The following is a 25,537-nucleotide window of genomic DNA, read 5'->3' as shown; positions in this document are numbered from 1 at the left end:
AGCGCCTCCGGTTGACGTCCCGCGCCCGTGTGTGAACCCGCATACTCTGAACCGCGTTCAGCGCTGCATCGACTCCCACACTTTGTAGAGCCGCTTGACCGATACCGGCATCGGCGTGCGCAACTCCTGTGCGAAAAGCGAGATCCGCAGCTCCTCGAGGAGCCACCGGAACTCGGCGAGCCGCGCGTCCGCCACGCCGCCGCGCTGCGCGACCGAGCGCTGATAGTGCTGCGCGAGCGGCTGCAGCTCGGCGAACTGGCGCGCGTCGCGGGCGGGATCGGCCTTCAGCTTGTCGATCCGCAGCGCGACTCCCTTCAGGTAGCGCGGGAAGTGCGCAAGCTGTGCGTAAGGCGTGTCGACGACGAAGCGCTTGCCGGCGAGCGCCGCGAGCTGGCCCTGCATGTCCGCGTGCGCGGCCGGGAACGGCTTCGCCTGCGCGAGCTTCTTCGCGAGCCCCGCGTATTCGGCGAGGATCTGCCCGACGAGCCGCGCGATCTCCTGCGCGAGCAGGTTCAGGCGGCTCCGGCCCTCGTCGCGGCGCGCGTGGAAGCTCGCGTCGTCGGCGGGCAGCGGCTCCTGCAGGCACGCGCGATCGAGCGCCGTCACGATCAGCTGGTCGCGCAGCTCGTCCTGCGTGCCGAGCGACATGTACTGCATCGCCATCTCGCGCAGCCCCGGCAGGTTCTTCTCCAGATACTTGATCGGCTCCTTGAGCTGCAGCGCGAACAGGCGTCTGAGGCCCGCGCGGTGAATCCGCGCCGCCTCCTCGGGCGAATCGAACACCTCGACGTCGCAATGCGTGCCGCGATCGACGAGCGCCGGATAGCCGAACAGCGTCTCGCCGCGCCGGCGGATCTCGAGCAGCTCCGGCAGCTTGCCGAAGTTCCACGTCGTGAGGTTCTCGTAGAGCGCCGTCGCGCCGGCGTCGGCCGCGCCCGCTTGCGCCGCCGACGGCGCCGCGGCCTGCGACGACGCGCCGGCGCGCGCACCTGCACCTGCACCTGCACCTGCACCTGCACCTGCACCTGCACCGGCGCGGGCGGCGGGCCGCGCGCCGCCCGCCGCAATCGCGGCGGCGGCCGTGCCCGCGCCGTCGCCCGCCGGCGCGAGCGTGGCCGCGGCGGCGATCTTCTGGAAGTGCTGCTGCGCCTGCGCGCCCAGCTCCGCGCGCAACTGCGCGAGATTGCGGCCCATCGCGAGCTGCCGGCCGTGCTCGTCGATCACCTTGAAGTTCATGAACAGGTGCGCGGGCAGCGTCTCGAGCTTGAAGTCGGACGTCTTCGTCGCGACCTGCGTCTCTGCGCGGATGTCGGCGATCAGCGCCTCGACGAGGCCGCCCACGCCTACGCCGGCCGCGCCGAAGCGCTCGGCGCCGGCGCGCTCGACGAAGCCCGCCGCGTACTCGGGCAGCGGCACGCAATGGCGGCGCAGCTTCTGCGGCAGCGACTTCAGCAGCAGTTGCACCTTCTCCTTCAGCATCCCCGGCACGAGCCACTCGGCGCGGCGCGCGTCGACCTGGTTCAGCGCGAACAGCGGCACCGCGAGCGTCACGCCGTCGCGCGGCGCGCCGGGCTCGAAGTGATACGAGAGCGCCATCTCGACGCCCGCCATCGTCGCGCGCTTCGGGAACAGGTCGGTCGTCACGCCGGCGGCCTCGTGGCGCATCAGGTCGTCGCGCGACAGATACAGCAGGCGCAGCTTGTCCTCCGGCTGCCCGCTCTTCCTCACCTCGTCGCGATACCAGCGCTCGAACGCGGCGCCCGTATGGACGCCCTGCGCAATCGCCTGATCGTAGAACGCGTGGATCAGTGCGTCGTCGACGAGCACGTCCTGCCGGCGCGACTTGTGCTCGAGCTGCTCGATGTCGGCGAGCAGCTTGCGGTTGTGCGCGAAGAACGCGAGCTTCGTGTCGAATTCGCCGTCGACGAGCGCGCCGCGAATGAAGAGCTCGCGCGCGCGCGCCGGGTCCTGCCGGCCGAACGCGACGCGCCGCCGGTGATAGACGGTGAGCCCGTACAGCGTCGCGCGCTCGTACGCGCTGACCTGCGCCGGGCGCTTCTCCCAGTGCGGCTCCGACAGCGATTTCTTCAGCAGGTGCGCGCCGATCCGCTCGATCCATTCGGGCTCGATCTTCGCGATGCAGCGCGCGTACAGGCGGCTCGTCTCGACGAGTTCGGCCGCCATCACCCAGCGCCCCGCCTTCTTCACGAGCGCGGAACCGGGCCACAGATGGAACTTGATCCCGCGCGCGCCGAGATAGTGCGGCTCGTCGTCGGCCTTGAAGCCGATATTGCCGAGCAGGCCCGTCAGCAGCGACAGGTGGATCTGCTCGAACGTCGCTTCGGCCTCGTTCAGCCGCCAGCCGTGCTCGCGCACGACGGTCAAGAGCTGCGAGTGGACGTCGCGCCACTCGCGCAGCCGCAGGTGCGACAGGAAATTCTGCCGGCATGCGTCGACGAGCTGCCGGTTGGACTTCTTGTGCGCGACGGCCTCCTCGAACCACGCCCAGATCCTGAGCCACTGGACGAATTCGGAGCGCTCGTCGGCGAAGCGCCGGTGCGCCTGGTCGGCCTGCTCCTGCGCGTCGAGCGGGCGGTCGCGCGGGTCCTGCACCGACAGCGCGCTCGCGATCACGAGCACTTCCCGCAGAGCCTGCTGGTCGCGCGCGGCGAGGATCATCCGCCCGACCCGCGGATCGAGCGGCAGGCGCGCGAGCTCGCGGCCGAGCGGCGTGAGCGCGTTGTCGTCGTCGACCGCGCCGAGCTCGTTGAGCAACTGATAGCCGTCCGCGATCGCTCGGCCGGGCGGCGGCTCGATGAACGGGAACGATTCGATCGCCGACAGATGCAGCGATTTCATCCGCAGAATCACCGAGGCGAGCGACGAGCGCAGGATTTCCGGATCGGTGAAGCGCGCGCGGCCGGCGAAATCGCTCTCTTCGTAGAGGCGGATGCAGATGCCGTCGGCGACGCGGCCGCAGCGGCCCGCGCGCTGGTTCGCGGCCGCCTGCGAAACCGACTCGATCTGCAACTGCTCGACCTTGTTCCGGTACGAATAGCGCTTCACGCGCGCGAGGCCCGTATCGACGACGTAGCGGATGCCCGGCACCGTGAGCGACGTCTCGGCGACGTTCGTCGCGAGCACGATCCGGCGCGCGTTCGACGGCTTGAACACGCGCTCCTGCTCGGCCGCCGACAGCCGCGCGAAGAGCGGCAGGATCTCGGTGTGCGGCGGATGGTGCTTGCGCAGCGCCTCGGCCGCGTCGCGGATCTCGCGCTCGCCGGCGAGGAACACGAGCACGTCGCCCGGGCCTTCGCGGCACAGCTCGTCGACCGCGTCGACGATGCCGTCCATCAGGTCGCGCTCCGCCTCGCGCGCGGTCTTCGCGCGGTCGCGGCCCGAGCCCGCGCCCTCCGCGTGGCGCACGGCGGCCGGCCGGTCGTCGGCGATCGGCCGGTAGCGCAGTTCGACCGGATACAGCCGCCCGCTCACCTCGATCACCGGCGCGGGCCGCTCGTCGCTGCCGAAATGGCGCGCGAAGCGGTCCGCGTCGATCGTCGCCGACGTGACGATCAGCTTCAATTCCGGCCGCTTCGGCAGGATCTGCTTCAGGTAGCCGAGCAGGAAATCGATGTTCAGGCTGCGCTCGTGCGCCTCGTCGATGATGAGCGTGTCGTACGCCTTCAGCAGCGGATCGGTCTGCGTCTCGGCAAGCAGGATGCCGTCCGTCATCAGCTTGACGGACGCGCCCGGCGCGAGATTGTCGGTGAAGCGCACCTTGTAGCCGACCACCTCGCCGAACGGCGTGCCGAGCTCCTCCGCGATCCGCCGGCCCGTCGACGACGCCGCGAGCCGGCGCGGCTGCGTGTGGCCGATCAGGCCCGAGCCGCCCGCGCCGAGGCCGCGACCGAGCGCGAGGCAGATCTTCGGCAACTGGGTCGTCTTGCCCGAGCCCGTCTCGCCGCAGACGATCACGACCTGGTGAGCGGCGATCGCGCGCGCGATCTCGTCGCGCTTGCCCGACACGGGCAGGCTCTCGGGAAACGTGATCGGCGGAACGGGATTCGGCGCGATGCGCGCGCGCGGCGGCCGGGTGGCGCGAGGGCCGCAATCGCGGCGCTCGGCGCTCGGCGCGCGATCCGGCTCGGGGGCCGTCTGCCGGGGGCGCGGCGGCCGTTGCGCCGACGCGCCGGCGGGGCGCGGCTCGCCCGGCGTGCCCGCGCTTTTTTGAGCGGGACTTTTAGGTACATTCGACATGGGGGCGCATTATAATCCCGCCCATGAATTCCCAAACCGACCTTCCCGCCGCCCAATCGGGCGTCGCGCCCCAGCAATCCGCCGACGAAGCCGTCCATCACGCGCAGTTCGTCGACTGGATGCGCTCCGTCGCGCCCTATATCCACAAGTTCCGCAACAGCACGTTCGTCGTCGGCTTCGGCGGCGAGGTCGTGCAGCGCGGGCTGCTGAGCGCGCTCGTGTCCGACATCGCGCTGCTGCAGGCGATGGGCATCCAGATCGTGCTCGTGCACGGCTCGCGGCCGCAGGTCGAGGAGCAGTTGAGCCTGCACGGCGTCGAATCGGCGTTCTCGCACGGCCTGCGGATCACCGACGCGCGCGCGCTCGAATCGGCGAAGGAGGCGGCGGGCGAAGTGCGCCTCGACATCGAGGCGGCGATCAGCCAGGGCTTGCCGAACACGCCGATGGCGCACGCGCACATCAGCGTCGTGTCGGGCAACTTCGTCACCGCGCGGCCGGTCGGGATTCTCGACGGCGTCGACTTCGCGCACACGGGCGTCGTGCGCAAGATCGACGCGGAATCGATCCGCCATTCGCTCGCGAGCCGCAAGCTCGTGCTGCTCTCGCCGCTCGGCTTCTCGCCGACGGGCGAGGCGTTCAACCTGTCGATGGAAGACGTCGCGTCGGCGGCCGCGATCGCGCTGCGCGCGGACAAGATCATCTTCCTCACCGAGTCGCCCGGCATCGTCGACGAAGCGGGCGAACTCGTGCGCGAGATGTCGCTCGACGTCGCGGCCGAGCTGCTCGACTCGGGCGACCTGCAAGGCGACGACGCGTTCTACCTGAAGCACGCGATCCGCGCGTGCCGCGGCGGCGTCGCGCGCGCGCACCTGATTCCGCAGTCGCTCGACGGCAGCGTGCTGCTCGAGCTGTTCCTGCACGACGGCGTCGGCACGATGATCTCGTACGAGAACCTCGAGAGCCTGCGCGAGGCGACGCCGGACGACGTCGGCGGCATCCTGACCCTCATCGAGCCGCTCGAGACGGACGGCACGCTCGTGCGGCGCGGCCGCCACCAGATCGAACGCGACATCGATCATTTCTCGGTCATCGAGCACGACGGCGTGCTGTTCGGCTGCGCGGCGCTCTATCCGTACTCGACGGAGAAGATCGGCGAGATGGCGTGCCTGACGGTCGCGCCCGAAGCGCAAGGCTCCGGCGACGGCGAGCGGCTCCTCAAGCGGGTCGAGCAGCGCGCCCGCGCACGCGGCCTCACGCGGATCTTCGTGCTCACGACCCGCACCGAGCACTGGTTCCTGAAGCGCGGCTTCGTGAAGGCGAGCGTCGACGACCTGCCCGAAGACCGCCGCAAGCTCTATAACTGGCAGCGCAAGTCGCTCGTGCTGATGAAGCAGCTCTGAGCGGCGCGGCGCGCCCTTCCCCCCAGATTACGATTACAGGAGAGGTACACGATGGCCCGGATGATTCACTGCGCGAAGCTCGGCAAGGAAGCCGAGGGACTCGACTTCCCGCCGCTGCCCGGCGAGCTCGGCAAGCGGTTGTACGAGAGCGTGTCGAAGGAAGCATGGCAAGGCTGGCTCAAGCAGCAGACGATGCTCATCAACGAGAACCGGCTGAACATGGCCGATCCGCGCGCGCGGCAGTATCTGATGAAACAGACCGAGAAGTATTTCTTCGGCGAAGGCGCGGACCAGGCGTCCGGCTACGTGCCGCCGACGCAGGGCTGACGCGCGCGGCCGCTTCCGCGCTCCACGTTCCACGTTCCGCACGTCGGATGAAAACCTCGGGCAGCTATCGCTGCCCGAGGTTTTTTTACGGACATGCTCCGTGCGCCGAGCGATCGCGCGCCGGCCCGCCGCGCCACGCCGTCACGGCTTCGCGAGCGCCGCGCGCGCCGCCCCGACGTCGGCGCGCCTGCCGCGCTCGAGCGTCGCGATGCACACGAGCGACACCGCCGCGAGCGCGCTGTAGAACGCGGCGAGCGGCCACCACTGGCCGGCGAAACGGTGCGCGAGCAGCGTGCCCGCGAGCGGCGTGAGCCCGCCCGCGAGCGCCGCGCACAGCTGATACGACAGCGAGATCGCCGAGTAGCGCACGCGCACGTCGAATGCAGTGGACATGAAGCCCGCCATCACCGCGTACGAGCTCGACATGCACATCACCGCGATCGCGATGCCGGCGACGATCGCGACGGGCCGCCCCGTCGACACGAGCGCGAACATCGGATACGGCGAAGCGATCGCGAGCGCGGCGGCCGTCTTCAGGAAGCGCCCCGTGCCGATGCGCTGCGCGAACCAGCCGGACGCGAGCTGCGTGCCGAGCTGGATGAACGCGACGACGAACAGGCAATCGAGGATCATCGCGCGATCGAGCCCGAGCGTTTGCGTCGTGTAGTTCAGCATGAACGTATTGACGAACCACGCGCCGGCGACGCCGATCACGTTCGCGCCGAGACAGAGCAGCACCGTGCGCCACGCGTTGCACACCACTTCTGCGACGGGCAGCGCCGACGTGAGCCGCTGCGCCTTCACGCGCGCGAACTCCGGCGATTCGGCGACGCCCGCGCGAATCGCGAGCCCGACGACGAGAAGCGCCGCGCTCGCGAGAAACGGCAGCCGCCAGCCCCACGACAGGAACGCGTCGCGCTCAATCCCGGCCGCGAGACGAAACGCGAGGAGCGCGAGAATCAAGCCGGCCGGGCTGCCGAGCTGCGCGAACGACGCGAAGAACGTGCGCCTGTCCGCGCCCGCGTGCTCGCTCGCCATCAGCACCGCGCCGCCCCATTCGCCGCCGATCGCGATGCCCTGCGCGATCCGCAGCACGACGAGCGCGAGCGGCGCGACGACGCCCGCCTGCGCATACGCGGGCAAGAGCCCGATGCCGACCGTGCCGAGCGCCATGATCACGAGCGTCGCGACGAGCGCCTTCTTACGGCCGATCCGATCGCCGAGATGGCCGAACAAGAGGCCGCCGAACGGCCGCGCGAAAAAGCCGACCGCGAACGTGCCGAACGACGCGAGCGTGCTGAAGAACGGCTCGCTCGACGGAAAGAACAGCTTGCCGAAGATGAGCGCGGACGCGGTCGCGTAGATGTAAAAGTCGTACCACTCGATCGTCGTGCCGACGAACGCCGCGAGCGCGGCGCGCGCGGGCTGGCCGACCGGCGCGCGGTCGGCGCGGTCATCGTGCAGGGATGTCATCGTTGTCTCCATGTCTTTCATCGGTGGCGCGACTCGCGCGCGCCTTCACCGTTCGGGCCGGATCGCTCCGGGTTCGGCCGTGCGAAGCGGGCGTCGCGGGCGGTTCGGCCGACGGGCGCATCGATCGCCCTCGGACGCCCGGCCGCGCGCTCGCCCCGCGCCGACCATCGAGCCGCGGCCGCCGCGTCAAGCCGGCGGCCGCGTCCATTCGCTCACGTCGCCTCCTTCAGCACGCCCGCCTCGGCGAGCCGCGCCTGCGTCGCCGCGTCGATGCCGAGCGCATCGAGCACCGCGCGCGTGTCGCGGCCGAGCGACGGCGGCGCGACGCGGTACGTCGCGGGCGTGCGCGACAGCTTGATCGGCGACGCCGCCCCGCGATAGCGGCCCATCTCGACGACGAGCGCGCGATGCAGCGTGTGCGGATCGCGCGCGACGGCGTCGACCGTGCGCACCGGCCCGCACGGCACGCCCTCGCCCATCAGCTCGCGCGCGAGCGTCTCGCAGTCGTGCTCGGCGAGCCGCGCTTCGAGGCGCGCCTTCAGCTCGGCGCGGTGCGCGCAGCGGCTGCGGTTGTCGACGAAACGCGGATCGCTCGCGAGCGACGGCACGCCGAGATGCGCGCATAGCCGCGCGAACTGACGGTCGTTGCCGACCGCGAGAAAAATCGGCGCGCTCGCGGTGCGATAGCTGTCGTACGGCGCGATGTTCGGATGCGCGTTGCCGCTGCGCGCGGGCGTGCGCCCCGAGCCGAACCAGTTCGGCAGATGCGGATGCAGGAGCGACACGCCGCAGTCGTACAGCGCGATGTCGATCGACTGGCCGGCGCCGCTCTTCTCGCGCTCGGCGAGCGCGAGCAGGATGCCGGCGAGCGCGTTCAGGCCCGTCACCATGTCGACGATCGGCAGGCCGATGCGCGTCGCGTCGCCGTCGGCGTCGCCGTTGACGCTCATCAGGCCCGCCATCGCCTGAATCACCGCGTCGTAGCCCGGCAGCCCGCCGAGCGGGCCGTCGGCGCCGAAACCGGTGATCGCGCAGTGAATCAGGCGCGGAAAGCGCGCGCGCAGGTCGCGTTCGTAATCCATCCCCCAGCGCGCGAGCGTGCCGGGTTTGAAGTTCTCGACGAGCACGTCCGCGTCCTCGAGCAGACGCCAGAGAATCGCGCGGCCTTCGTCGCGCGACAGGTCGAGCGCGATGCCCTCCTTGTTGCGGTTCACGCCGATGAAGTACCACGCGTCGTCGTCGAAGAACGGCGGGCCCCAGCCGCGCGTTTCGTCGCCCGTCGGCGGCTCGATCTTGATCACGCGCGCGCCGTGGTCCGCGAGCGCCTGCGTGCAATACGGGCCGCCGAGGACGCGGCTCAGGTCGATCACCTTGAGGCCGGCGAGCGCACTGGGTGGCGCGGTCGTAGTCGTCGTCGCGTTTTTTGGGATGGTTGGGTTCGGTGTGTTCGCGGTGTTCTCGGTGTTCGCGATGGATACGATTCTCATCCCCGGCTCGCTAGACGGCACGAGCGATTCGCGCGGCGCGAACGCCGAACACGATGCGTGCGCTGCATGCCCCGCCGCGCCGGCGCCACCGGATGCCTGCGCCGAACCGATCGCCCGCGCAGCCGCCGCATCGACCACAAGCCCGCTCGACGGCGGGAACCGCTTCGAGACATCGCCGCTCATGCCGCCTCTCCCGACCCATCGCCGAGCAGCCGCAGCGCATCGTCGAGCGCGATCGGCCGATCGTTCAGCAGCGCCGCGAGCACGCCGGCCTGCGCATCGGCGCGCGGCAACGCGAGCGGATCGACGGGCGAAAGCCTGTAGCGCAACACGAGATGCGCGAGCGCGAGCCGCCGGTGATCGGGCGCAAGCCGCATCCCTTCGCTCGCGAGCAGGATCGCGGTCGTCGCGTGATAGAGCGAGGACGCCGCCTGCCGCACGAGCGCGTCTTCCCCCGTCCGCGCGACATGCTCGATCGCGTCGCTCGCGCGATCGAGCGCGCGGCGCAAACGCGTCGCACTCGCGTCGGGCAGCCGCGCCGCGTCGAGCGTGGCGCACAGGAACGCGCGCAGCGGCGCGAGCGCGCCTTCGCGCTTGACCGCCCGCGCGACGTCGAGCGCGACGATGTTGCTCGTGCCCTCCCAGATCGAGCCGAGATGCGCGTCGCGCAGCACGCGCGCGTCGCTCCACTCCTCGATGTAGCCGGTGCCGCCGCGCACCTCCATCGCGTCGCCGGCGACGCGCCGCGCATCGCGGCACGCGCGGAACTTGATGAGCGGCGTGAGGAGCCGCACGCAGCCGGCCGCCTGCGCATCGCCCGCGTCCGCCTTCGTGAGCAGCAGCGCGATCTGCATGAAGAGCGACCGCGCCTGCTCGGTCGGCACGAGCATCTTGACGAGCTGCCGCTGCATCAGCGGCATGTCGATCAGCTTGCGGCCGAACGCCTCGCGATGGCGCGCGACGTGCAGCGCCTCCGTCGCCGCGCGGCGCATCAGCCCCGCCGCGCGCACGCCGTTCGACAGCCTCGACATGTTGATCATGTCCGCCATCTGATGAAAGCCGCGCCCGATCTCGCCGATCAGATACGCTTGCGCGCCCTCGAGCGTGATCTCGCCGCTCGCCATCGAGCGGCTGCCGAGCTTGTCCTTCAGCCGCACGATCCGATAGCGGTTGCGCGAACCGTCGGCGAGCGTCTTCGGCAACAGGAACAACGCGAGCCCCTTGACGCCCTCGGGCGCGCCCTCGGGCCGCGCAAGCACCATCGCGAGATCGGCGTCCGCGTTCGAGCAGAACCATTTGTCGCCGTACAGACGCCAGGCCGTCGAGCCGTCGGCGGCCGTCTCGCGCACCGCGCGCGTCGCGATCCGGCCGACGTCGGAACCCGCCGCCTGCTCGGTCATGAACATCGCGCCTTGATACAGCACGTCGAAATCGCGCGACGCGAGCCGCGGCAGGAAGCGCTCGACGAGCTCGCGCGAACCGTAACGGCGCAGCGTGCGCGTCAGCGAATCGGTCATGCTGACGGGACAGCAGAGACCGAACTCGGCCTGGACGAACAGGAACGTCAGCGCGTACTTGACGAGCGGCGGCGGCGCATCGGCGCGATGGCTCATCGCCGCCAGCCCGAGCTCCGCATACGCGACGCGCTCGAGCGCGACGTAGTCCGGATGCTTGTCGATCGATTCGAGGGGCTCGCCGCGGCGCGTGCGCGGATGAAGCGCGGGCGGATTCTTGTCGGCGCGCGACGCGAGACGGTCGAGCTCGTCCGACGCGCGCAGCCCGAGCGCGCGCAGCTCGGGCTCGAGCCCGCGATAGCGCGCGTCGCCGAGATGCAGCCGCAACAGCGCCGCGCAATCGGGGTCGCTCGTGAAGAAGTTGATGCCCCGCGAGTCGGGGATGTTGGCGGCGCCCGCCGCGGGCGCGCTCGCGTCGACGATTTCCTTCATCATGTTCATCGCTTGTCTCCTGGCGCATGTCTCCTGGTTCGACGAGCGTAGAACCCCGATCGATAATCGTCCAATACAGGATTTATCCAGTACGATAAGCTGTATTTATCGATCGAGCCGAACGGAGACGTGATGGACCTGAAGCAATTGCGCTACTTCGTCGCCGTCGCGGAGGAACTGCATTTCGGCCGCGCGGCGAAACGGTTGTTCATCTCGCAGCCGGCCCTCAGCTTCGACATCCGCAAGTTCGAGGACGAACTCGGCGTGCAGCTGTTCGCGCGCACGAGCAAGTCGGTCGCGCTGACGAATGCCGGCGAAGTGCTGCTCGGCGAGGCGCGCCGGCTGCTGCTGCAGGCGCAGGAAGCGCGACGTCTGACGATTCGGTCGGCGTCGGGGCTCGCGGGACGGCTCAGGATCGGCTTCGTCAATTCGATGCTGTACCGCGGACTGCCGCCCGCGGTGCGGCGCTTCGAGGCGGACTATCCGAACGTCGAAGTCGTGCTGAAGGAGATGAACACGCACGAGCAGGTGCAGGCGATCCTGCGCGCGCAGATCGACGTCGGCTACGCGCATTGGGGCACGTTCCCGCCCGAAATCGACGCCGACACGATCTTCTCCGAGCCGTTCCTTTGCTGCCTGCCCGCGTCGCACCGGCTTGCACGGCGCAAGCGCATCGATCTCGCGACGCTTGCGCACGAGCCGTTCATCCTGTTCCCGCGCGACGCGGCGCCCCACTACCACGACCTCATCATCGCGCAGTGCGTGAGCGCCGGCTTCAGCCCGCAGATCCGGCACGAGGCGCGCTTGTGGCAAACGGTGCTGACGATGGTCGAATTCGAGATGGGCGTCGCGCTGGTGCCGAGCGTGCTGCGCCAGGTGCGCAGCGAGCGGCTGCGCTACCTGCCGCTTGGCGGCGATGCGCTCGAATCGCACACGTTGCGGCTGCGGCGCGCGAACGAGCGGGAACCCGTCGCCGAGCGGCTCGAGGAGTATCTAGACGACGAGATCCGGCGCCTTCGCGGCGCGACGAAGTGACGGCGCACGCGGCGCTGAAAAAGTACTGGATAAAAGTGCCCGATTGCCGGTAGAATCCGGTCCCGGGCCGCGCGATGCGCGGTCCGCACCCGTCAGATGGGTTATGTTGGAAAAAGTGCTTTACGAAACGAAAAAGCTCTGACATAATTCAAGGCTCTTTGGGCGGTTAGCTCAGCGGTAGAGCACTGCCTTCACACGGCAGGGGTCACTGGTTCGATCCCAGTACCGCCCACCAAAGACACCAAGCGTAACCTCTGGCGGCGCTTCAAAGACTGGTTCAGGCAGATCCTCAACGGACACCCCGAACCAGCGCTCAGCTAATAAGCAAAAGAGCCCCGCACTTGCGGGGCTTTTTTTTGGGGCTCTCCCGGTCTTCCCGAGGAACGACGCCGACCATCGCATCCGATCTCAACAGGGCAGTCTTGCCGCCAGCGCCCAAACAACCTCACCGGCTTGCTTGCGCACCCAGCACAAATAACAAACCCCGCCTGAGCGGGGCTTATTGTGATGCGGCAACCAACCTACCGTCGAGTGCCAGCGAACACCGATAACACACCGTGATCCTTTTCCCACTGTGCCGCTCGCCGCACACGAGCACGAAGTGCATCAAGGCTCAAACTCGGCTTGGACACGACCGCCTTAGCGCGTGCCCGTGCCTCTCGCAATTGGGCCTGCTGTTCGTCGTTCAACTGCTCGGCGGAAGCCCGCACCTCACTGCGCGTGATGAACATCGCTCCCTTCTTGCGAGATATCTTCGACGCCTTAGCCACAGCTTTACCGCCGACTCTTTGCTTGCCCGAAGTGCGCCCCCTGGGCGACTTGAACGTTTTCAAAGCGGACATTTTGCTTACCTCCGTAGCCTATCTTACTGGACTGAAGCGGTTTTGAACATGGCATGCGTCTCTCGCCCACGCTTCTTCATCCGTTCGTACCCGAATTGTTCGTAATAAGCTTGCAAACCCGACAGGGGGTTATCCAGCACAATTCGATTCGACCCGAAAACTGCCGCCACCACCTCGAGGACTGCGTCCACCATCGTCATAGCGAGACCCGATGGGACTTCGTTCTCGTCCTTCTCCAGAAACAGCAGATTCGTATGCAGATGCGCATCGCTAACCCGTATCAGCGCGAGGATTGGTACGCCCGTATCCGTCTGTACGCCAATGAAGCAACTACGCGGCATGTTCCGGCATTTTTTGATCGCCTCCCCCCAATCAAGCACTGCGTCTTGCGGCCAACCAGCGATGATCCCCCTCACCGCATCCCACCGCACAATCGATAATGTCGGCGCAGGCTCTGTCCCCCAGAGCGTTGCAATCATGGGCTCCGCCTGATCTAGCGCCACCTGCACGTTAGCGTGAAAAATTGTCCGAGTTGACGTCACAGTTGTTATTAGACAAGACAAAAACAATTACATGAAAACCGGATATAGGCGGCAACCGACAGGCTCAATTCTGCCAGACCGACACAACGCCAGAACCAGAACACTATGCATCATTGGGCTCCCCTTACTCACGGGCAGGCAGCAACAACTGAACCGCAGCAACCCCGACGTGCGGCGCTAAGTGCGCGTAGCGCTCCGTGACCGTGATCGACGAGTGCCCAAGTAGGTCTTTGACGACATACAAGGAGACTCCCGCCATGACCAGCCATGATGCGAACGTGTGGCGCAGATCGTGGACGCGAAAATCCTCGATTCCCACGCGCCCACATGCGGCCCGAAATCCTTTCTGGATCGTCGTCAACCGATCGCCCGAAGCCACCGCGAACACCCATCGCGATCTCGATGCATGGCGCTTTACCCAATCGCGCTGATCGCGTAACGCCGTCACCGCCTCATCGTTCAACGGCACAACACGCCGCTTACCGTTCTTGGTGTTTTCCGGGTCCAACTGCAACACCCGCCGATCAAAATCGACACGCGCCCATTCCAACATCAACAACTCGTTTTTACGGCACCCCGTATGTAACGCCAGCCGAATGAAATTCGACAAGTGCGGCCGACGCGCAAAGCGCCCCGCACTCTCAACCAACGATTCCGCCTCACTGCGACTAATCCAACGTACCCGCGACGCCCCGGACGTTATCGCAAGTCTAACGACCGGATTAGGCAGATCCGATCGATCGTACTCGATTCGTACGAAATTGATTGCGGCAGAAAAAAAGCGCAGTTCGCGTTGAATGGTCGTTTCAAGCACCCCTTCATCCCGTCGAGCACTGATATAGCCCCGCACATCGGCCCGTTTCAACGCGACAAGATCGCGGCCACCAAAGTAAGGCTGCAATCGCTTCAACGAATATAAATCCCTCTGCCGACTACGGTGCGTCTTGGCAGACAGGTAAATTCCGACAACTTCCTCGAAAGTCATTTTTCTTAACGTCTCACGCGCCATCGATTATCAATAAACTCGGAAACGTGAATAATCACCTTAATCGTGGAAGTTTGCCAAGACACCAACAATCTATTCCGCGTCAAGCCAGCCCAACGAATCAATTAGCTGTCAACGTTTCCTGTCGCCATCCAGAACACCCCCACCCCCTGATTCCAATAGAACTGCGCCCCGTCGCACGTCGCGCCGTTCTCAAGCACGCACCGATGCGCAGCCACAACCGCATCCATCGCGCCCGCCTCCGAGCCCAAGTGCGCATAGGTCGTCGTCTCCGGCACGACAATGCCCTTGCTCGTCCAATATCGCTTCTTATTGAACGTCGACGCGTCCGCATCCTTGCCGACATACTTTGCGATGTACGTCGCAATCCGATGCCGCATCGCCCGCCCCTTGCCGCCGATCCGCCTAAAAAAGCCGTTTTTGCCGAATCCACGCGTGCTGTCGTTCACCGCACCATCGGTTCCCGCCTTGCTGATCACCGACAGCCAGATCGAGCGCAACAGTTTCCAGTTCTGCCGACCGCTCACGGCCACGTGGATATGCCATGCGCCGCGCTGCTGTCGTTCGAGCACCGCCACGTAATGGAAGTCTTGCAACTTGTTCAGCCGTCGCCGGAACTCGTCCCACCACTTCGCCCATACTTCAATGCGCGCCTCATTCGCACGCGTCGAGAGCGTCAGCATGCGATCGGCCCGGATCGCCTTGCAGCGCTTCCGAATCATCCGCTTCGATCGCTCGATCGACGTGCGAAGCGACTTGTTGGACTTCGTTGCAACATCGTCTTCCGTCTCCCCCTCCAGAGCCACACGCTTTCCCCGAAGACCGCGCGGACGCAAACGCAGCTCATGAAAATGGCGTTGCACGGCCACGCTGAACGCTACGACCTCCTGCTGTCCATCCTCGAATCGCTGCGTGCGCACGATGTATTCGTCGCTGAACGGCGAATAGTCCGAGCACTGGAACGCCGACGCACTGTCGCAACGCGAGCGATTCAGCGCCTGCATCGAACCGACATCGTTCACCAGACTTTGGAACGAACGTGTTTCCTGACCTACAATGGCTGCATCCACGTTGGATACCTCGTATATCCGATGTTGATCACGGCCCGGGATCGCTGCGAACGATCGTCGGGCTTTTCTTTTTCTCACGCCTGTTCCAGGCGTCAACGTGAGCTATTTCCGTTAAGTGTTAGAGGTACAAGTTTAGGGGCCGCGCTGCGCGCGGCCCGCCCGGCGCGCTCTGCTGCGCTGGGCGAGCCCCGCGCACTTCAACCCCCAACCCCTCGCCACCGAACCGCCTACGCCCGCCCCTATCGCGCCGGAAGCGCCCCGCGCGGCAGTGCCTTGCAGAATGGAGGGGCCATCGCCGCAGCGCCTCCGCTCCCCGCCCCCGCGATTACCCGCTACTCGGTCCGGCGGGCCGCGCTGAGCCGCGCGACAAAGGCCAGGACTTCGCATTGCCGCCGTCGCCCTACGCCGCTTCGGCCTCGGCCGGACACTCCCGACGCTAGACGCCCGATTTTTCGTTACGCCCGCGATCGAGATAACGATTAAATCCGTCCATGTCGTACTCAAACGCCCCGCGCATCAACTCGTCAGCCCAATACGCCAAGCGCTCGACCACTTCTGCCTTTGATAGCCCCGCATCAACCGCCAGCCGATCAAGCGCGAAATGTGCCCGTTGGTCGACGGTAAAACTGAATCGGCGACGCTCGTAATCCTTGCTCGCATGAATCGGCAATCGCACCACTCGCCGAACCCAATCAACCTCATGCACGACTGACGCACGCGAACGTTGCGGATCGATAGCCTTGCGCTTCGACGCCTCTAAATCGCGACGGAGTTGCGCCAATTCTTCGCGAAGCCGCTCGTTCTCCATTACTAGCTCGTCATAAGCGTCGACAGCAGGTGGAATATTTTTCGTTACCGTAACGGGATTGCCTGACGCCTTGCGCCGCTCGCGGTATGCCGCCTGACGTTGCGCATTCGTCAACGCTCCGTCTTCCTTGCGAGGACGACCGCGACCACGCTTTTTCGTTACGACCTCAAGTGGTAACGGAATTGTTTTCGTGTCTTCGGGATGAATCATGGCGAACGCTCCATATCGGCATTGACCTTATTTTACGTTACTTGTAACGATAAATTAATATTCGTCACTCGTAACGATAAATATAATTCGCTAACCCGCTCAGATCCGCTGAACCTGCAAAACCAACAAAACCTCCGTGCGCTGCTTCGAGCTGGATCGACCATCGAGAAAGCTCGGCAGCCACGCATAACCGCTGCGCGCCGTCGCGTTGCGATCCTGAATCAAGCCGCCCAACACGACGACCTCACCGTCCTTCAATCGCGTCACCGTCTGTAGCTGCCGCGTGTTCTTCGTCGGCGACGTATCGACGCCGGTTTTCGTCGCGACGAAATCGGAAATCTCCTCACGCACCTTGAGCTCGATCACCTCGCGCATCACGGTCGGCTCGACGTCGAAAATCAAACCCGCATCCTGATAGGTGATCGACTGAACCGGCGTGCCGGTCGAGCCTTGGTAGCTCACGCTCGATTGCGTCGGCACCTGCTGCCCGACGTTCAGGCGCACGCGTTCGCCCGATACGATCCGCACGTGCGGCGCGCTGACGACCTTGAATCGCGAATCGGCATTCAGTGCCGATATCGCCGCGTCGACGCCCGGCCCCGTGAAGCGAACCGCGCTCGTATCCGACGACGTGTCGCCGCTCGAAACGCGAAGCTGACCGCTCAGCATGCGAACCGCGATGCTCCACGCCGTGTTGGTCGAATCGGTGTTCGCCACTTCGTACACCCAACCGCGAACGACCACCTCGCTCGGCACCGTGTCGAGTTCCGGCACGACCTTGCGCAACAGCGCGACTTCATCATGCGAGCCCACGATCACGAGATCGTCGCCGCGCGCCTGCACGCTCGTTTCAACGGGCATCGCGGGCACGTCGCCGGCCGGCGTTGCGGATTCGCCGGGCACCTGTACCGCGCCGACAGGTTGCGGCGGCATGCTGACGGGCGACATCAAAGGCATCGCGCGCGCGCCAATCATCGGCTCGATGAGCGAGCGCAGATAGTCGACGCGGCGATAGAGCGGCTTGTAGACGAACACGTCTTGATCGGCTTTTTCGCGCGCGGCGCCGGGCTTCTTCATCACGTAGTCGACGCCGTTCTTCGTCACGACCTGAAAGCCGAGCGATTCGAGGAAGTCGCCCATGACCGTGCGCACGTCGCGATTCCGATCGTCCAGGCGGAACGACACGAGCCGTCCGTCGCTCAGCACATCCGGGCCGAGCACGTAAGGCGTATGCATCGCCTCCTGATAGATCAGGTCGACAATCTGCGCCACCGTCACGAACCGCAGATCGAACGACGTGCCGGCGACGTGCTTCAACGGCGTCAACGTCGGTGCGGCGACTGGCGCCGGCGCGGCGGCCGACAAGCTCGCGTCAACCGGGAGCGTCGGCAACGGCGGCACCGCGCCAACCGCCGCCACCGAATACGCGATCAACGCCCCAATCAGCACTCCGTATCGCGTCATTGCATCCCCCCGCCTTGTTCTGTTTTTCCGGCTTGTGCGCCGGACCATGCACCAACGGTCTTTCCGTCAACCTCACCCGTCAGCAGCATCCCTTCGCCGCTGAATCCCGCCAGCGACACCGGGCGCAATCGGCCGTCCGCCGCGACGAGCACCACGTAACCGGCGCCTTCCGTCACGTAGCGCCCGGCAATGCGCCAGTCAGACGACAGGGGCACGGCCGGCGCGCGCTCGACCTTCGCGGATTGCGACGACGGTGCAGGCGCACCGGCTGTTTCGTGTGCCGACTCCGACATACCCGGCGTCACCCCGAAGCCGTCGCGCGCGCTGTAGAAGAACTTCACCGAGCAGTAGAGCAACACGCCCAACGCGATCGGCACGACGAACAACGCCTTGGGAACGACCGCCTGCTTCTTCGTGTGGACTTCGGCGCTCGTGTAGAGCCTGAACACCTCGCGCGGATACGCCCATTGCCGTTTCACCGCGTCTTTCAGGCTGCTCGGGTTGTGGCAGTGGTCCCACTCGTAGAGCATCGCGCGCTTGAGCCCGAACAGGTTCCGCACGTGGATATGCCGCCCGACCAGATCGCGCACCGTCTTGCTGATCCGCTGCGGATGCTGCGTGATGAGGATGAAGTCGACGCCCTTGTGGCGATGCACGTGCAGTTGCTCCACGTCCGGCGTCGGCTTTTGGCTGACCGTCGTCGGCGGGTAGATGCGTTGCGCCTCATCGATCACGATCAAGTCGTGCGCTTCGGCCTTTTCGTGCCACTGGCGCAACCAAGGCTCGTCAATCTCGACGTGCTCGATTGCCAGATCGCGAATGCCGTCGACCAGCACGCGACGCCCCTTCGCAATCTTCGTCAGCAACCAGACCGCGTGCAGCGTCTTGCCGCTCCCCGGAACCCCTGTGATCAACGTGATCATTTGCCGAACACCATTTTCGTTGTAGACGTGAGCATGTAGAACGACACGCGCGCCGAAAGCCCGCCGAGCACGTACGCGATGCCGTCGCCCACGCCACCAAGCGCGAGCACGTTCGCGATATCGGAGCTCAAGCCGCCGACGCTCGCCGACATCCATTGCACAACCTGAGCGAACACCAGATCGATTCCCGTGACCGTCACGAAGCCGATGCCGAGCGCGACCAGTACGCGCGTGACGATCGGTCCGACCAGCGACACCAGTAGGCTTGCCCAGCTCATGCCGCCAACCCCGTCACGAAGATGACGCCGGCGAGCAGCGCGCCCAGCAACAGCACCAACGGGCGCAGCTTCAAGGCGAACTCGCACAGCGGCTCATAGCTGAACGAAAGCTCGCTGCCGAACACGACGACCCGCTTCGGTTCCGGGCACACGCCCTTGGTCAATCCGATCGAGAGGGGCGACAGCGAAATGCGCTTCGTATTGCTGTTCACGGCCACATCCGACGCGCTGCCGAGCGGCGCGCATGCCGACGCATCGGGATGCATCGCGCAAATGTCGTCGCGCGACGGCCGGCCGTTTCCCGGATTGGTGCCCGGCGCCGGCGTCGGCACGGGAACGGGTTGCGGCAGCGGCTGCGGGATCGGTTGCGGTATGGGTTCGGGAACCGGACTCGGCACCGGCTCCGGGATCGGCATGGGCACCGGGCCGGGCACGGGTTCGGGCACTGGAATCGGCGCCGGCTGCGGAACCGGACTCGGCACGGGCTCGGGCACCGGGCGCGGCACAGGCACCGGCTCCGGCAGCGGAACCGGCACGGGCTGCGGCACCGGTTGAGGAATCGGGCGCGGCACCGGTACGGGCTGCGGTTGAGGCAGCGGTTCAGGCACCGGGCGCGGCTGCGGATTCGTCCCCGGCACCGGCACCGGCGCGGGAGCGGGGCGCGGCTGGGGTTCCGCTTCGGATGCCGGGCGCGGTTCCGGAATCGGCACGGGCACCGGCACCGGCTTCGGCACGGGAATCGGGATCGGCCGCGGCGGCACGAACGGCGTTATCAGAACGTCTTTGCCCTTCGGCGCGGCGGACGAGAACAGATCGGCGACGGTCGGCACCTGCCCCGGATTCTCTTTCGCCCACTCGGCAATATCGCGCTCGCTGATCGGCTGATACGGCAGGCCCTCGTAGCCGGGCTGCGATGCCGCGTTCTTCCACGTCTCGTTGACGAGGTTCGTAATCGTCGAAGTAGGCAATCGCGTCGCCGCGACCTTCGACGGCATGCGCGGCCACAGCTTCGACAGATCGTCGGCCACGAGCGGCACGACTTCCGGCTTGTATTGAAACAGCGAATCCTTCCCGCTTTGCACGACGCTGCGATAGGTGACGCGCCCGTTTCTGCCTTTGATCGCGACCGTTCGCGACTCCGTGTAATGCAACGCGATCGGGTTCCCGGGCACGTTCTGCATCGGCGCGAAATACAGCACGTGCGAGTGGACGTTTGTGTCGTTTTCCTCAACACAACCTGAATTCAGGCCGCAGTGCCCAAGGTATTGATACAGATACCACGCGAATTGCTGAGCCTGTTCGAGCGTGCTCGGCAGGATATCGAACGGTCCGCGCGTCGCGTAGAAATTCGACGTGCCGAATCCCGGCGAAAACGGATAACCGTTACAGAACGTGTTGTTTGCCGCACACGTCCCGTTCCGATAGATCGGAATGCCGGCCCGCGCAGCCCACACTTCCGGCAGCAACATCTTTTGGCGCGTCGGATCGATAGCGATCGCGGGCGGCTGAATCGGTGCATAGTTGTCCCCGACACTGGCGGGCAACGCGTTCACGCCAAGCGCGACTTGATCTTCGTTCCATAAGAAGCTCGCATCGCCCAACTGAAGAGCCGAGCCCAGCGCAAGAATGCCCATGCCCGCCAGAATCGTCAGCCAAACCGGCGCCCCCGCGAAGGCGAGCGCAGCAGCGGCCCCGGTCCCGACGACATTGAGCATGGTCGACGCCTGCCCCATGCCCGCCAGCGTCGCCGCAATGCGCGGATCGGATGCGGCGATGCCGCGTGCGATCGCGAGGCGCGTCAAGATCGCCGCCTGAGCGCGATTGATCACGAAGGTTTCAATCGGCGCGAGCGCTGCCTGTGCATGCGCCTGCTGATTGCACAACATCGCGAACGCCGCGAACAGCGCCAACCAGACGCCGCGAATTCTCTTGCGCATGCTCACCCCATCAAGATCAGCGCGGCACCGCCGATCGTGCCGACCGTCACGCAAAACTCGACGCAGAACCAAAGCATGACTAACTCTCCGAAGCAGATTCGAGAAAGCGACGCATCGCACGCAGCCCGTACGCGATCGCAAACACAAGCAGCATCGCCGCCCCCACTTTCAGGCCCGCAGCCGCCCCGCCATGCATCGGTGCATCACCCGCCGCACCGCCGTTCACAAGCGTCAGATGCACGACCTGTTGCACGCCCATCGAGCCATCGGACAACGCGCAGGGCGTTTGCCCCGTGCCCACCGGCTCACCGGCCGCGCTGCCGCACACCATCACGTCGATGCCTTGCGCCGCGCGTGCGCCGAATGCAATGCCGAACAACGAAGCAACCACCCACCTTTTCATTGGCTTTCACCCAAGAAAAAGCCCCCGGTACGCGCGCACATACCAGGGGCTCAGGAGTTCACGCGATCAGCGACCGAGGAAGCTCTTCACCGCGCGATAGCCGAACATCGCCGCCGACACCGCGAGCACCGCACCGCCGACGAGTGCGATGTTCGGGCCGATACCGGTAATCGAGCTCACGACCGGGCCAACGTCCATCGCCACGACCGGCACGTCCGCCGCGAATGCACCCATGCTTGCCGTAGCGAGCGCCGCAACTGCAACCAACTTCTTCATTTGATTTTTTCCTCTCAGGTTCAGGCCCGGTAGTGAGAGAACCGCCCGTGTGGGCCAGCTTCGAGCGATCCGGTTTCCTTGACGGATTACGACGATGCAGCCGCAGCCTTAGCGGTCGGTCGACCAAACGGCACCAGCGACACGATGCGGGGTTCGAGCTTGCCCTCCATCGACTGTTGAAGCGCGAACTCCGCGAGATAGTCGCCGGTCGGGGAATCCTTCAGCGCGGCCGGCAGATTGATCGTGCCGACGAGGATTTGCTTACCCTCGCTGCTCTCTTGCTCCAGCACGCATTGCGCCGTGTGAATCTCCCACGGCTGGCCGGTGCGCTTCGAAATGCCGCCGCGCTGGATCACTTGCAGAATGGTCAACTTTTGCTTGCTCATGAAAACTCCCTGTTAGGACTGCTATACGTAATGACTAGAGCCGCTCCGGCTACATGCGCGACGTACGCGCGAATCGAAAAAGGTGGACGCTAGGTCAGCCGTCCACAAAGCGCCGCGCTATCCGAGGGCCGAAATAACGCGGCGTACTACGGGGGAAATCACTTAACGGTTCCGACGGCGACTCAATCGGACCCGCACACGTCGGATGAAGCTCTCGAGGATGCGCTCCAACTGGATAGCGAGCACTGTCGAGGACACGAACGCCAGCAAAACGCAGAACACGAGGCGATAAAGGTAGATTTCGCTCAACTTGCCCCCCCCTACGCCATGCGAGCGATGACGCATGACGGCGCACTGACTTGAACGGAAATCAACGTGAGGGAATCGGCACGGCGACCACGGCGCGACAGCTCCGAGCGGGCCTTTCCCCGCGCACTTTCGGCATTGCGGGCTGTGACAGCGACGACGGCAACACGGTTGTGACCGCATTGCGTGTAGGCATGGACTTGGTATTTCGGCACTACCTCCCCCCCCGTTTGGTTGTGATATGACCCCGTTAGTGTGGGGTTTACCTTTCCTGACAGCCTGTTAGACTTCGCCAATCAACCATTTCTGGTCGCAACCAAAATTGGTAGCCAAAGAATAGCAACCAATTTTGGTAGACGCAAGGGATTTGTATGAATATCTCGCAATTGATCGACGCTGCACGCGAAAAAGCCGGTTCGTCGGCAACGTTAGCCGAGGGGCTTGGCATGCATCCGAACCGCCTAACAGACTGGAAAGCAGGCCGCCGCAAACCAGAAGCGAGCGAGATCGCATATCTCGCGGAACAAGCCGGGCTCCCGGTCCTAGAAACTGTTGCGGAAATCGAGGGCCAACTTAACGGGCGATATGCGCACATTTGGAAAACCGCCCTCGCGAATTTGCGGGCAGTGAGCGTTGGCGGCGCACTGGCCCTGTTGGTCTGGACGGGCTTTGGCGGCACCGTACCGAACAACGCCCAAGCAGCAACAGCCCACTGCCTTCACACGGCAGGGGTCACTGGTTCGATCCCAGTACCGCCCACCAAAGAATTCAAGCACTTAGCCAGTGCTTAAACGCCTCCTAGTTTGCTCTCGGGACACTCCGGGGACACCTAGGAGGCGTTTTCACATGGCGACCATCACTCGTCGCGACACCCACTCCCCCGAGCATCGTTGGCAAGCAAAGGTACGGCTCAAGGGGTTCCCCGTCCAATCCAAATCATTCCCGACCAAGGCAGAAGCGGAGAACTGGGCGCAGTCCATTGAAGCCGAAATGCGCCGAGGGACGTTCGTGGACACCGCCGCTGCGCGAGCAACTACCCTAGGCGACCTCCTACAGCGCTACGCTGAGCGCGTATCCCCGACCAAGAAAAGCGGCGAGCAGGAAGTCAAGCGCATCCGGTCCATGCTGGCGTGGCCTCTATGCCAGTACGCAGCCGCTAACGTATCGCCCGCCGTGCTGGCTGAATGGCGCGACGAGCGCCTACAGTCGGTCAGCGGAAGCACGGTCAACCGGGAGCTAAATCTGCTGTCGCATGTGTTCTCGACGGCGATGATCGAATGGGCGATCCACCTGCCTGCCAATCCGGTAAGCCGCATCCGACGACCGAAGCACAACAAGCCACGCAACCGACGCACCGAGGGCGGCGAAGAATCGCTGCTTCTGTATGAATGCAAGCGAGCCCGCAATAAGCATCTCTACCCCGCCGTACTCCTCGCAATCGAAACCGGGATGCGACGAAGTGAAATCGTAGGCATCGAGTGGGCGAACATCAATCTTGACCGCCGAGTCCTCTGGCTACCCGATTCCAAGAACGACGAAGAGCGAACCGTAGCCCTATCCTCCCGCGCTGTGGACGCGCTTGCTCAGGTCACTGCCGACCGAATTGGCCCAGTATTCCCCGGCCTGACGGTTGATGCAATCAAGTGCGCATACCGCCGAGCCCGTAGCAGGGCGAACATTGACGGCCTGCGCTTCCACGACCTCCGGCACGAAGCGACAAGCCGCCTATTCGAGAAAGGTCTCAATCCGATGGAGGTAGCCAGCATCACGGGCCATAAAACTCTGAGCATGCTACAGCGGTACACGCACCTCCGGGCCGAGGACTTGGCGAAGAAACTGGGTTAGCCCTGCCACGAAACAGCAACACTCGGGCGGCATAGTGGTCGTCCCGAGCAAAGTCAGCATGACTGCCCGCGCCTACAACCTCAAATGGAGAACAGGCATGGGCACTATCCAATCACGCTCCCGCCGCAGCGGCATACGCCTTCAAGCAACAATCCGCGTCAAGGGTTTCCCGACGCTCTCCCGCGCGTTCCAAGACAGGACAGACGCCGAGACATGGATTGCCGAGCAAGAGGCATTCATCCACCACCGCATCCACGCGTCGAAGATGGAAACCGAGCGCCAGCGAATCGCCGCTGAGTGTGAAGTCCAGTACCGCACGCTGGGCGATCTGATGCGACGCTACCTCACGACCGTTACGCCCGGCAAGCGCGCCGCCGACCAAGAAGCAATCCGCATGAACGGCCTTCTCAAGCATGCGATAGCGGACTGCCCGATCCTCAACCTCGACCGCCCACGCGTAGCAGAATGGCGCGACACTCGCCTGCTGACGGTCAGCGGATCGACAGTCAGGCGGGATATGACGTTGCTCGCGCACGTCGTCAAAATCGGTATTGAGGAATGGTCTGCACCGCTGACAGAGAATCCGTTCCGCGCAGTACGTCGTCCCGCAGAGGCACCGCCACGGGATCGACGCTTGAAGCTGGGGGAACAAGCCGCACTACTCTCCGCGTGTGATGATGCCCGCGCTCCGTACCTGCGCCCGGTAGTTGAACTTGCCCTCGAAACAGCAATGCGGCAATCCGAGCTTGTCAGCCTCGATTGGCAGCGCATCCGCTTGTCCGGACGCTGCGCCTATCTGCCCATGACGAAGAACAGAACAGCTCGCGGCGTGCCCCTGTCTTCGCGTGCCATCGAGATACTTGCAACTCTCAACAGACGCGGGAACGGTGCCGGCGCAGTGTTTGCGGGCGTAACGGCGGAGGCAGTGAAGCGCGCCTTCATCCGCGCCACACGGCGCGCATGCCTCGACAACTTCCGCTTCCACGATCTGCGTCATGAGGCGACCTCGCGATTCTTCGAGCGCGGGCTGACCGTGCCGGAAGTAGCCCGCATTACCGGTCATAAAACATGGGCGATGCTCGAACGGTACACTCACCTGCAACTTGACGACGTAGCACGGCGGCTGGACGGCCCAGCCGATCCGGCTGTAACGCCGCTGACCATCGAGCAATTAACGCACGAGCTACGGCGGCTTGTGGCAAGCGCGGATAGACTGCTACCGGATCGCCCGCACCAACCTTGAGCAGCTCAGCCGAGGAAGTCCAGCTGCCTTGTGTTGAATAGCGCTAGAGGTCAGTTTGCCGTTGCGCGAAGCC

The 25,537-nt window shown here is 65.3% G+C and carries 22 protein-coding genes and 1 tRNA gene; 7 read left to right on the top strand and 16 right to left on the bottom strand.

The genetic code is table 11. From position 1 onward, the window contains the following. Positions 1 to 57: 57 nt before the first annotated feature. Entirely contained in the window at positions 58 to 4,257 is a 4,200-nt protein-coding gene (gene hrpA / locus WS78_RS06295) for an ATP-dependent RNA helicase HrpA (protein WP_059577126.1), read from the bottom strand. A 23-nt stretch (positions 4,258 to 4,280) separates the two neighbouring features. Here hrpA and argA point away from each other — a divergent pair, with 23 nt between their 5' ends. Both argA and WS78_RS06285 read left to right on the top strand, forming a co-directional pair. Further along, positions 4,281 to 5,657 (top strand): amino-acid N-acetyltransferase, encoded by a 1,377-nt coding sequence (gene argA / locus WS78_RS06290; protein ID WP_038748765.1) that lies wholly within the window; start codon positions 4,281 to 4,283, stop codon positions 5,655 to 5,657. A 51-nt stretch (positions 5,658 to 5,708) separates the two neighbouring features. Next, positions 5,709 to 5,984 carry an oxidative damage protection protein gene (locus WS78_RS06285; RefSeq protein WP_038748763.1) on the top strand — a complete coding sequence of 92 codons (276 nt, stop codon included), beginning with the start codon at positions 5,709 to 5,711 and terminating at the stop codon, positions 5,982 to 5,984. 141 nt (positions 5,985 to 6,125) lie between these two features. Here WS78_RS06285 and WS78_RS06280 read toward each other — a convergent pair whose 3' ends face one another. The 3 genes from WS78_RS06280 to WS78_RS06265 form a co-directional block, all read right to left on the bottom strand. Continuing rightward, a complete protein-coding gene (locus WS78_RS06280) occupies positions 6,126 to 7,457 on the bottom strand; it encodes an MFS transporter (protein WP_059577239.1) in 1,332 nt (443 codons plus the stop codon). 212 nt (positions 7,458 to 7,669) lie between these two features. After that, positions 7,670 to 9,127, bottom strand: coding sequence for a CaiB/BaiF CoA transferase family protein (locus tag WS78_RS06270; protein WP_059577123.1), 1,458 nt, complete (start codon positions 9,125 to 9,127; stop codon positions 7,670 to 7,672). Next, positions 9,124 to 10,899: an acyl-CoA dehydrogenase family protein gene (locus WS78_RS06265; RefSeq protein ID WP_082717334.1), complete on the bottom strand. Its 1,776-nt coding sequence runs from the start codon at positions 10,897 to 10,899 to the stop codon at positions 9,124 to 9,126. Before WS78_RS06265 ends, WS78_RS06270 begins: the two co-directional genes overlap by 4 nt. 123 nt (positions 10,900 to 11,022) lie before the next feature. Here WS78_RS06265 and WS78_RS06260 point away from each other — a divergent pair, with 123 nt between their 5' ends. Together WS78_RS06260 and WS78_RS06255 are read left to right on the top strand one after the other, a co-directional pair. Further along, positions 11,023 to 11,925: a LysR family transcriptional regulator gene (locus WS78_RS06260; RefSeq protein WP_059577120.1), complete on the top strand. Its 903-nt coding sequence runs from the start codon at positions 11,023 to 11,025 to the stop codon at positions 11,923 to 11,925. 160 nt (positions 11,926 to 12,085) lie between these two features. Beyond that, positions 12,086 to 12,160 (top strand) — tRNA-Val (locus WS78_RS06255). Between the two features lie 286 nt (positions 12,161 to 12,446). On the opposite strand, the gene WS78_RS35605 is transcribed toward WS78_RS06255, so the two are convergent. The 12 genes from WS78_RS35605 to WS78_RS06200 all read right to left on the bottom strand — a co-directional run bounded on the left by WS78_RS35605 (position 12,447) and on the right by WS78_RS06200 (position 22,070). Further along, positions 12,447 to 12,767, bottom strand: a complete 321-nt coding sequence (locus WS78_RS35605; protein WP_156437451.1) for a hypothetical protein — start codon at positions 12,765 to 12,767, stop codon at positions 12,447 to 12,449. A 23-nt stretch (positions 12,768 to 12,790) separates the two neighbouring features. After that, on the bottom strand, positions 12,791 to 13,246 hold the full coding sequence (locus WS78_RS06250; RefSeq protein ID WP_156437450.1) for a hypothetical protein: 456 nt from the start codon (positions 13,244 to 13,246) through the stop codon (positions 12,791 to 12,793). 187 nt (positions 13,247 to 13,433) lie between these two features. Beyond that, entirely contained in the window at positions 13,434 to 14,318 is an 885-nt protein-coding gene (locus WS78_RS06245) for a tyrosine-type recombinase/integrase (RefSeq protein ID WP_249045008.1), read from the bottom strand. Positions 14,319 to 14,419: 101 nt separating this feature from the next. Then, the gene (locus WS78_RS06240; RefSeq protein ID WP_059577230.1) at positions 14,420 to 15,319 is read right to left on the bottom strand and encodes a rolling circle replication-associated protein; all 900 of its coding nucleotides are present in this window, start codon (positions 15,317 to 15,319) and stop codon (positions 14,420 to 14,422) included. Between the two features lie 502 nt (positions 15,320 to 15,821). Beyond that, entirely contained in the window at positions 15,822 to 16,403 is a 582-nt protein-coding gene (locus WS78_RS06235; RefSeq protein ID WP_059577113.1) for a hypothetical protein, read from the bottom strand. Between the two features lie 99 nt (positions 16,404 to 16,502). After that, complete coding sequence (locus tag WS78_RS06230) at positions 16,503 to 17,867, bottom strand: type II secretion system protein GspD (RefSeq protein ID WP_059577109.1); 1,365 nt, start codon at positions 17,865 to 17,867, stop codon at positions 16,503 to 16,505. Further along, complete coding sequence (locus WS78_RS06225) at positions 17,864 to 18,790, bottom strand: zonular occludens toxin domain-containing protein (RefSeq protein ID WP_059577106.1); 927 nt, start codon at positions 18,788 to 18,790, stop codon at positions 17,864 to 17,866. Before WS78_RS06225 ends, WS78_RS06230 begins: the two co-directional genes overlap by 4 nt. Further along, positions 18,787 to 19,068 (bottom strand): DUF2523 domain-containing protein, encoded by a 282-nt coding sequence (locus WS78_RS06220; RefSeq protein ID WP_059577103.1) that lies wholly within the window; start codon positions 19,066 to 19,068, stop codon positions 18,787 to 18,789. The genes WS78_RS06225 and WS78_RS06220 overlap by 4 nt, the downstream gene beginning before the upstream one ends. After that, entirely contained in the window at positions 19,065 to 21,005 is a 1,941-nt protein-coding gene (locus WS78_RS06215) for a virulence factor TspB C-terminal domain-related protein (RefSeq protein WP_059577099.1), read from the bottom strand. Before WS78_RS06215 ends, WS78_RS06220 begins: the two co-directional genes overlap by 4 nt. Before the next feature lie 79 nt (positions 21,006 to 21,084). Beyond that, positions 21,085 to 21,408, bottom strand: a complete 324-nt coding sequence (locus WS78_RS06210; protein WP_059577094.1) for a hypothetical protein — start codon at positions 21,406 to 21,408, stop codon at positions 21,085 to 21,087. Positions 21,409 to 21,474: 66 nt separating this feature from the next. Next, positions 21,475 to 21,684: a major capsid protein gene (locus WS78_RS06205; RefSeq protein ID WP_011852350.1), complete on the bottom strand. Its 210-nt coding sequence runs from the start codon at positions 21,682 to 21,684 to the stop codon at positions 21,475 to 21,477. A gap of 86 nt (positions 21,685 to 21,770) precedes the next feature. Beyond that, positions 21,771 to 22,070, bottom strand: coding sequence for a hypothetical protein (locus tag WS78_RS06200; protein ID WP_010107135.1), 300 nt, complete (start codon positions 22,068 to 22,070; stop codon positions 21,771 to 21,773). Positions 22,071 to 22,747: 677 nt separating this feature from the next. Between WS78_RS06200 and WS78_RS35600 the strand changes: the two genes are divergently transcribed. The 3 genes from WS78_RS35600 to WS78_RS06185 all read left to right on the top strand — a co-directional run bounded on the left by WS78_RS35600 (position 22,748) and on the right by WS78_RS06185 (position 25,464). After that, on the top strand, positions 22,748 to 23,167 hold the full coding sequence (locus WS78_RS35600; protein WP_156437449.1) for a helix-turn-helix domain-containing protein: 420 nt from the start codon (positions 22,748 to 22,750) through the stop codon (positions 23,165 to 23,167). A 55-nt stretch (positions 23,168 to 23,222) separates the two neighbouring features. Continuing rightward, complete coding sequence (locus tag WS78_RS06190) at positions 23,223 to 24,221, top strand: tyrosine-type recombinase/integrase (protein ID WP_059577088.1); 999 nt, start codon at positions 23,223 to 23,225, stop codon at positions 24,219 to 24,221. Positions 24,222 to 24,318: 97 nt separating this feature from the next. Next, positions 24,319 to 25,464, top strand: a complete 1,146-nt coding sequence (locus tag WS78_RS06185) for an integrase (RefSeq protein ID WP_059577085.1) — start codon at positions 24,319 to 24,321, stop codon at positions 25,462 to 25,464. The last annotated feature ends 73 nt before the right edge of the window (positions 25,465 to 25,537 follow it).

It is taken from the genome of Burkholderia savannae, assembly GCF_001524445.2.
Lineage (GTDB): Bacteria > Pseudomonadota > Gammaproteobacteria > Burkholderiales > Burkholderiaceae > Burkholderia > Burkholderia savannae.
This window is presented reverse-complemented; position numbering and strand designations above follow the sequence as displayed.

Excerpts from the sequence above, each read along its gene's own strand:
- WS78_RS06285 (WP_038748763.1), top strand. The coding sequence starts at position 5,709 with ATGGCCCGGATGATTCACTGCGCGAAGCTCGGCAAGGAAGCCGAGGGA.
- WS78_RS06270 (WP_059577123.1), bottom strand. The coding sequence starts at position 9,127 with ATGAGCGGCGATGTCTCGAAGCGGTTCCCGCCGTCGAGCGGGCTTGTG.
- WS78_RS35600 (WP_156437449.1), top strand. The coding sequence starts at position 22,748 with ATGAATATCTCGCAATTGATCGACGCTGCACGCGAAAAAGCCGGTTCG.
- WS78_RS06245 (WP_249045008.1), bottom strand. The coding sequence starts at position 14,318 with ATGGCGCGTGAGACGTTAAGAAAAATGACTTTCGAGGAAGTTGTCGGA.
- WS78_RS06225 (WP_059577106.1), bottom strand. The coding sequence starts at position 18,790 with ATGATCACGTTGATCACAGGGGTTCCGGGGAGCGGCAAGACGCTGCAC.
- WS78_RS06215 (WP_059577099.1), bottom strand. The coding sequence starts at position 21,005 with ATGCGCAAGAGAATTCGCGGCGTCTGGTTGGCGCTGTTCGCGGCGTTC.
- WS78_RS06280 (WP_059577239.1), bottom strand. The coding sequence starts at position 7,457 with ATGACATCCCTGCACGATGACCGCGCCGACCGCGCGCCGGTCGGCCAG.
- WS78_RS06260 (WP_059577120.1), top strand. The coding sequence starts at position 11,023 with ATGGACCTGAAGCAATTGCGCTACTTCGTCGCCGTCGCGGAGGAACTG.
- WS78_RS06210 (WP_059577094.1), bottom strand. The coding sequence starts at position 21,408 with ATGAAAAGGTGGGTGGTTGCTTCGTTGTTCGGCATTGCATTCGGCGCA.
- WS78_RS06240 (WP_059577230.1), bottom strand. The coding sequence starts at position 15,319 with ATGCAGGCGCTGAATCGCTCGCGTTGCGACAGTGCGTCGGCGTTCCAG.
- WS78_RS35605 (WP_156437451.1), bottom strand. The coding sequence starts at position 12,767 with ATGTCCGCTTTGAAAACGTTCAAGTCGCCCAGGGGGCGCACTTCGGGC.
- WS78_RS06190 (WP_059577088.1), top strand. The coding sequence starts at position 23,223 with ATGGCGACCATCACTCGTCGCGACACCCACTCCCCCGAGCATCGTTGG.
- WS78_RS06220 (WP_059577103.1), bottom strand. The coding sequence starts at position 19,068 with ATGAGCTGGGCAAGCCTACTGGTGTCGCTGGTCGGACCGATCGTCACG.
- argA (WP_038748765.1), top strand. The coding sequence starts at position 4,281 with ATGAATTCCCAAACCGACCTTCCCGCCGCCCAATCGGGCGTCGCGCCC.
- WS78_RS06235 (WP_059577113.1), bottom strand. The coding sequence starts at position 16,403 with ATGATTCATCCCGAAGACACGAAAACAATTCCGTTACCACTTGAGGTC.
- WS78_RS06230 (WP_059577109.1), bottom strand. The coding sequence starts at position 17,867 with ATGACGCGATACGGAGTGCTGATTGGGGCGTTGATCGCGTATTCGGTG.
- WS78_RS06205 (WP_011852350.1), bottom strand. The coding sequence starts at position 21,684 with ATGAAGAAGTTGGTTGCAGTTGCGGCGCTCGCTACGGCAAGCATGGGT.
- WS78_RS06185 (WP_059577085.1), top strand. The coding sequence starts at position 24,319 with ATGGGCACTATCCAATCACGCTCCCGCCGCAGCGGCATACGCCTTCAA.
- WS78_RS06250 (WP_156437450.1), bottom strand. The coding sequence starts at position 13,246 with ATGATTGCAACGCTCTGGGGGACAGAGCCTGCGCCGACATTATCGATT.
- WS78_RS06200 (WP_010107135.1), bottom strand. The coding sequence starts at position 22,070 with ATGAGCAAGCAAAAGTTGACCATTCTGCAAGTGATCCAGCGCGGCGGC.
- WS78_RS06265 (WP_082717334.1), bottom strand. The coding sequence starts at position 10,899 with ATGAACATGATGAAGGAAATCGTCGACGCGAGCGCGCCCGCGGCGGGC.
- hrpA (WP_059577126.1), bottom strand. The coding sequence starts at position 4,257 with ATGTCGAATGTACCTAAAAGTCCCGCTCAAAAAAGCGCGGGCACGCCG.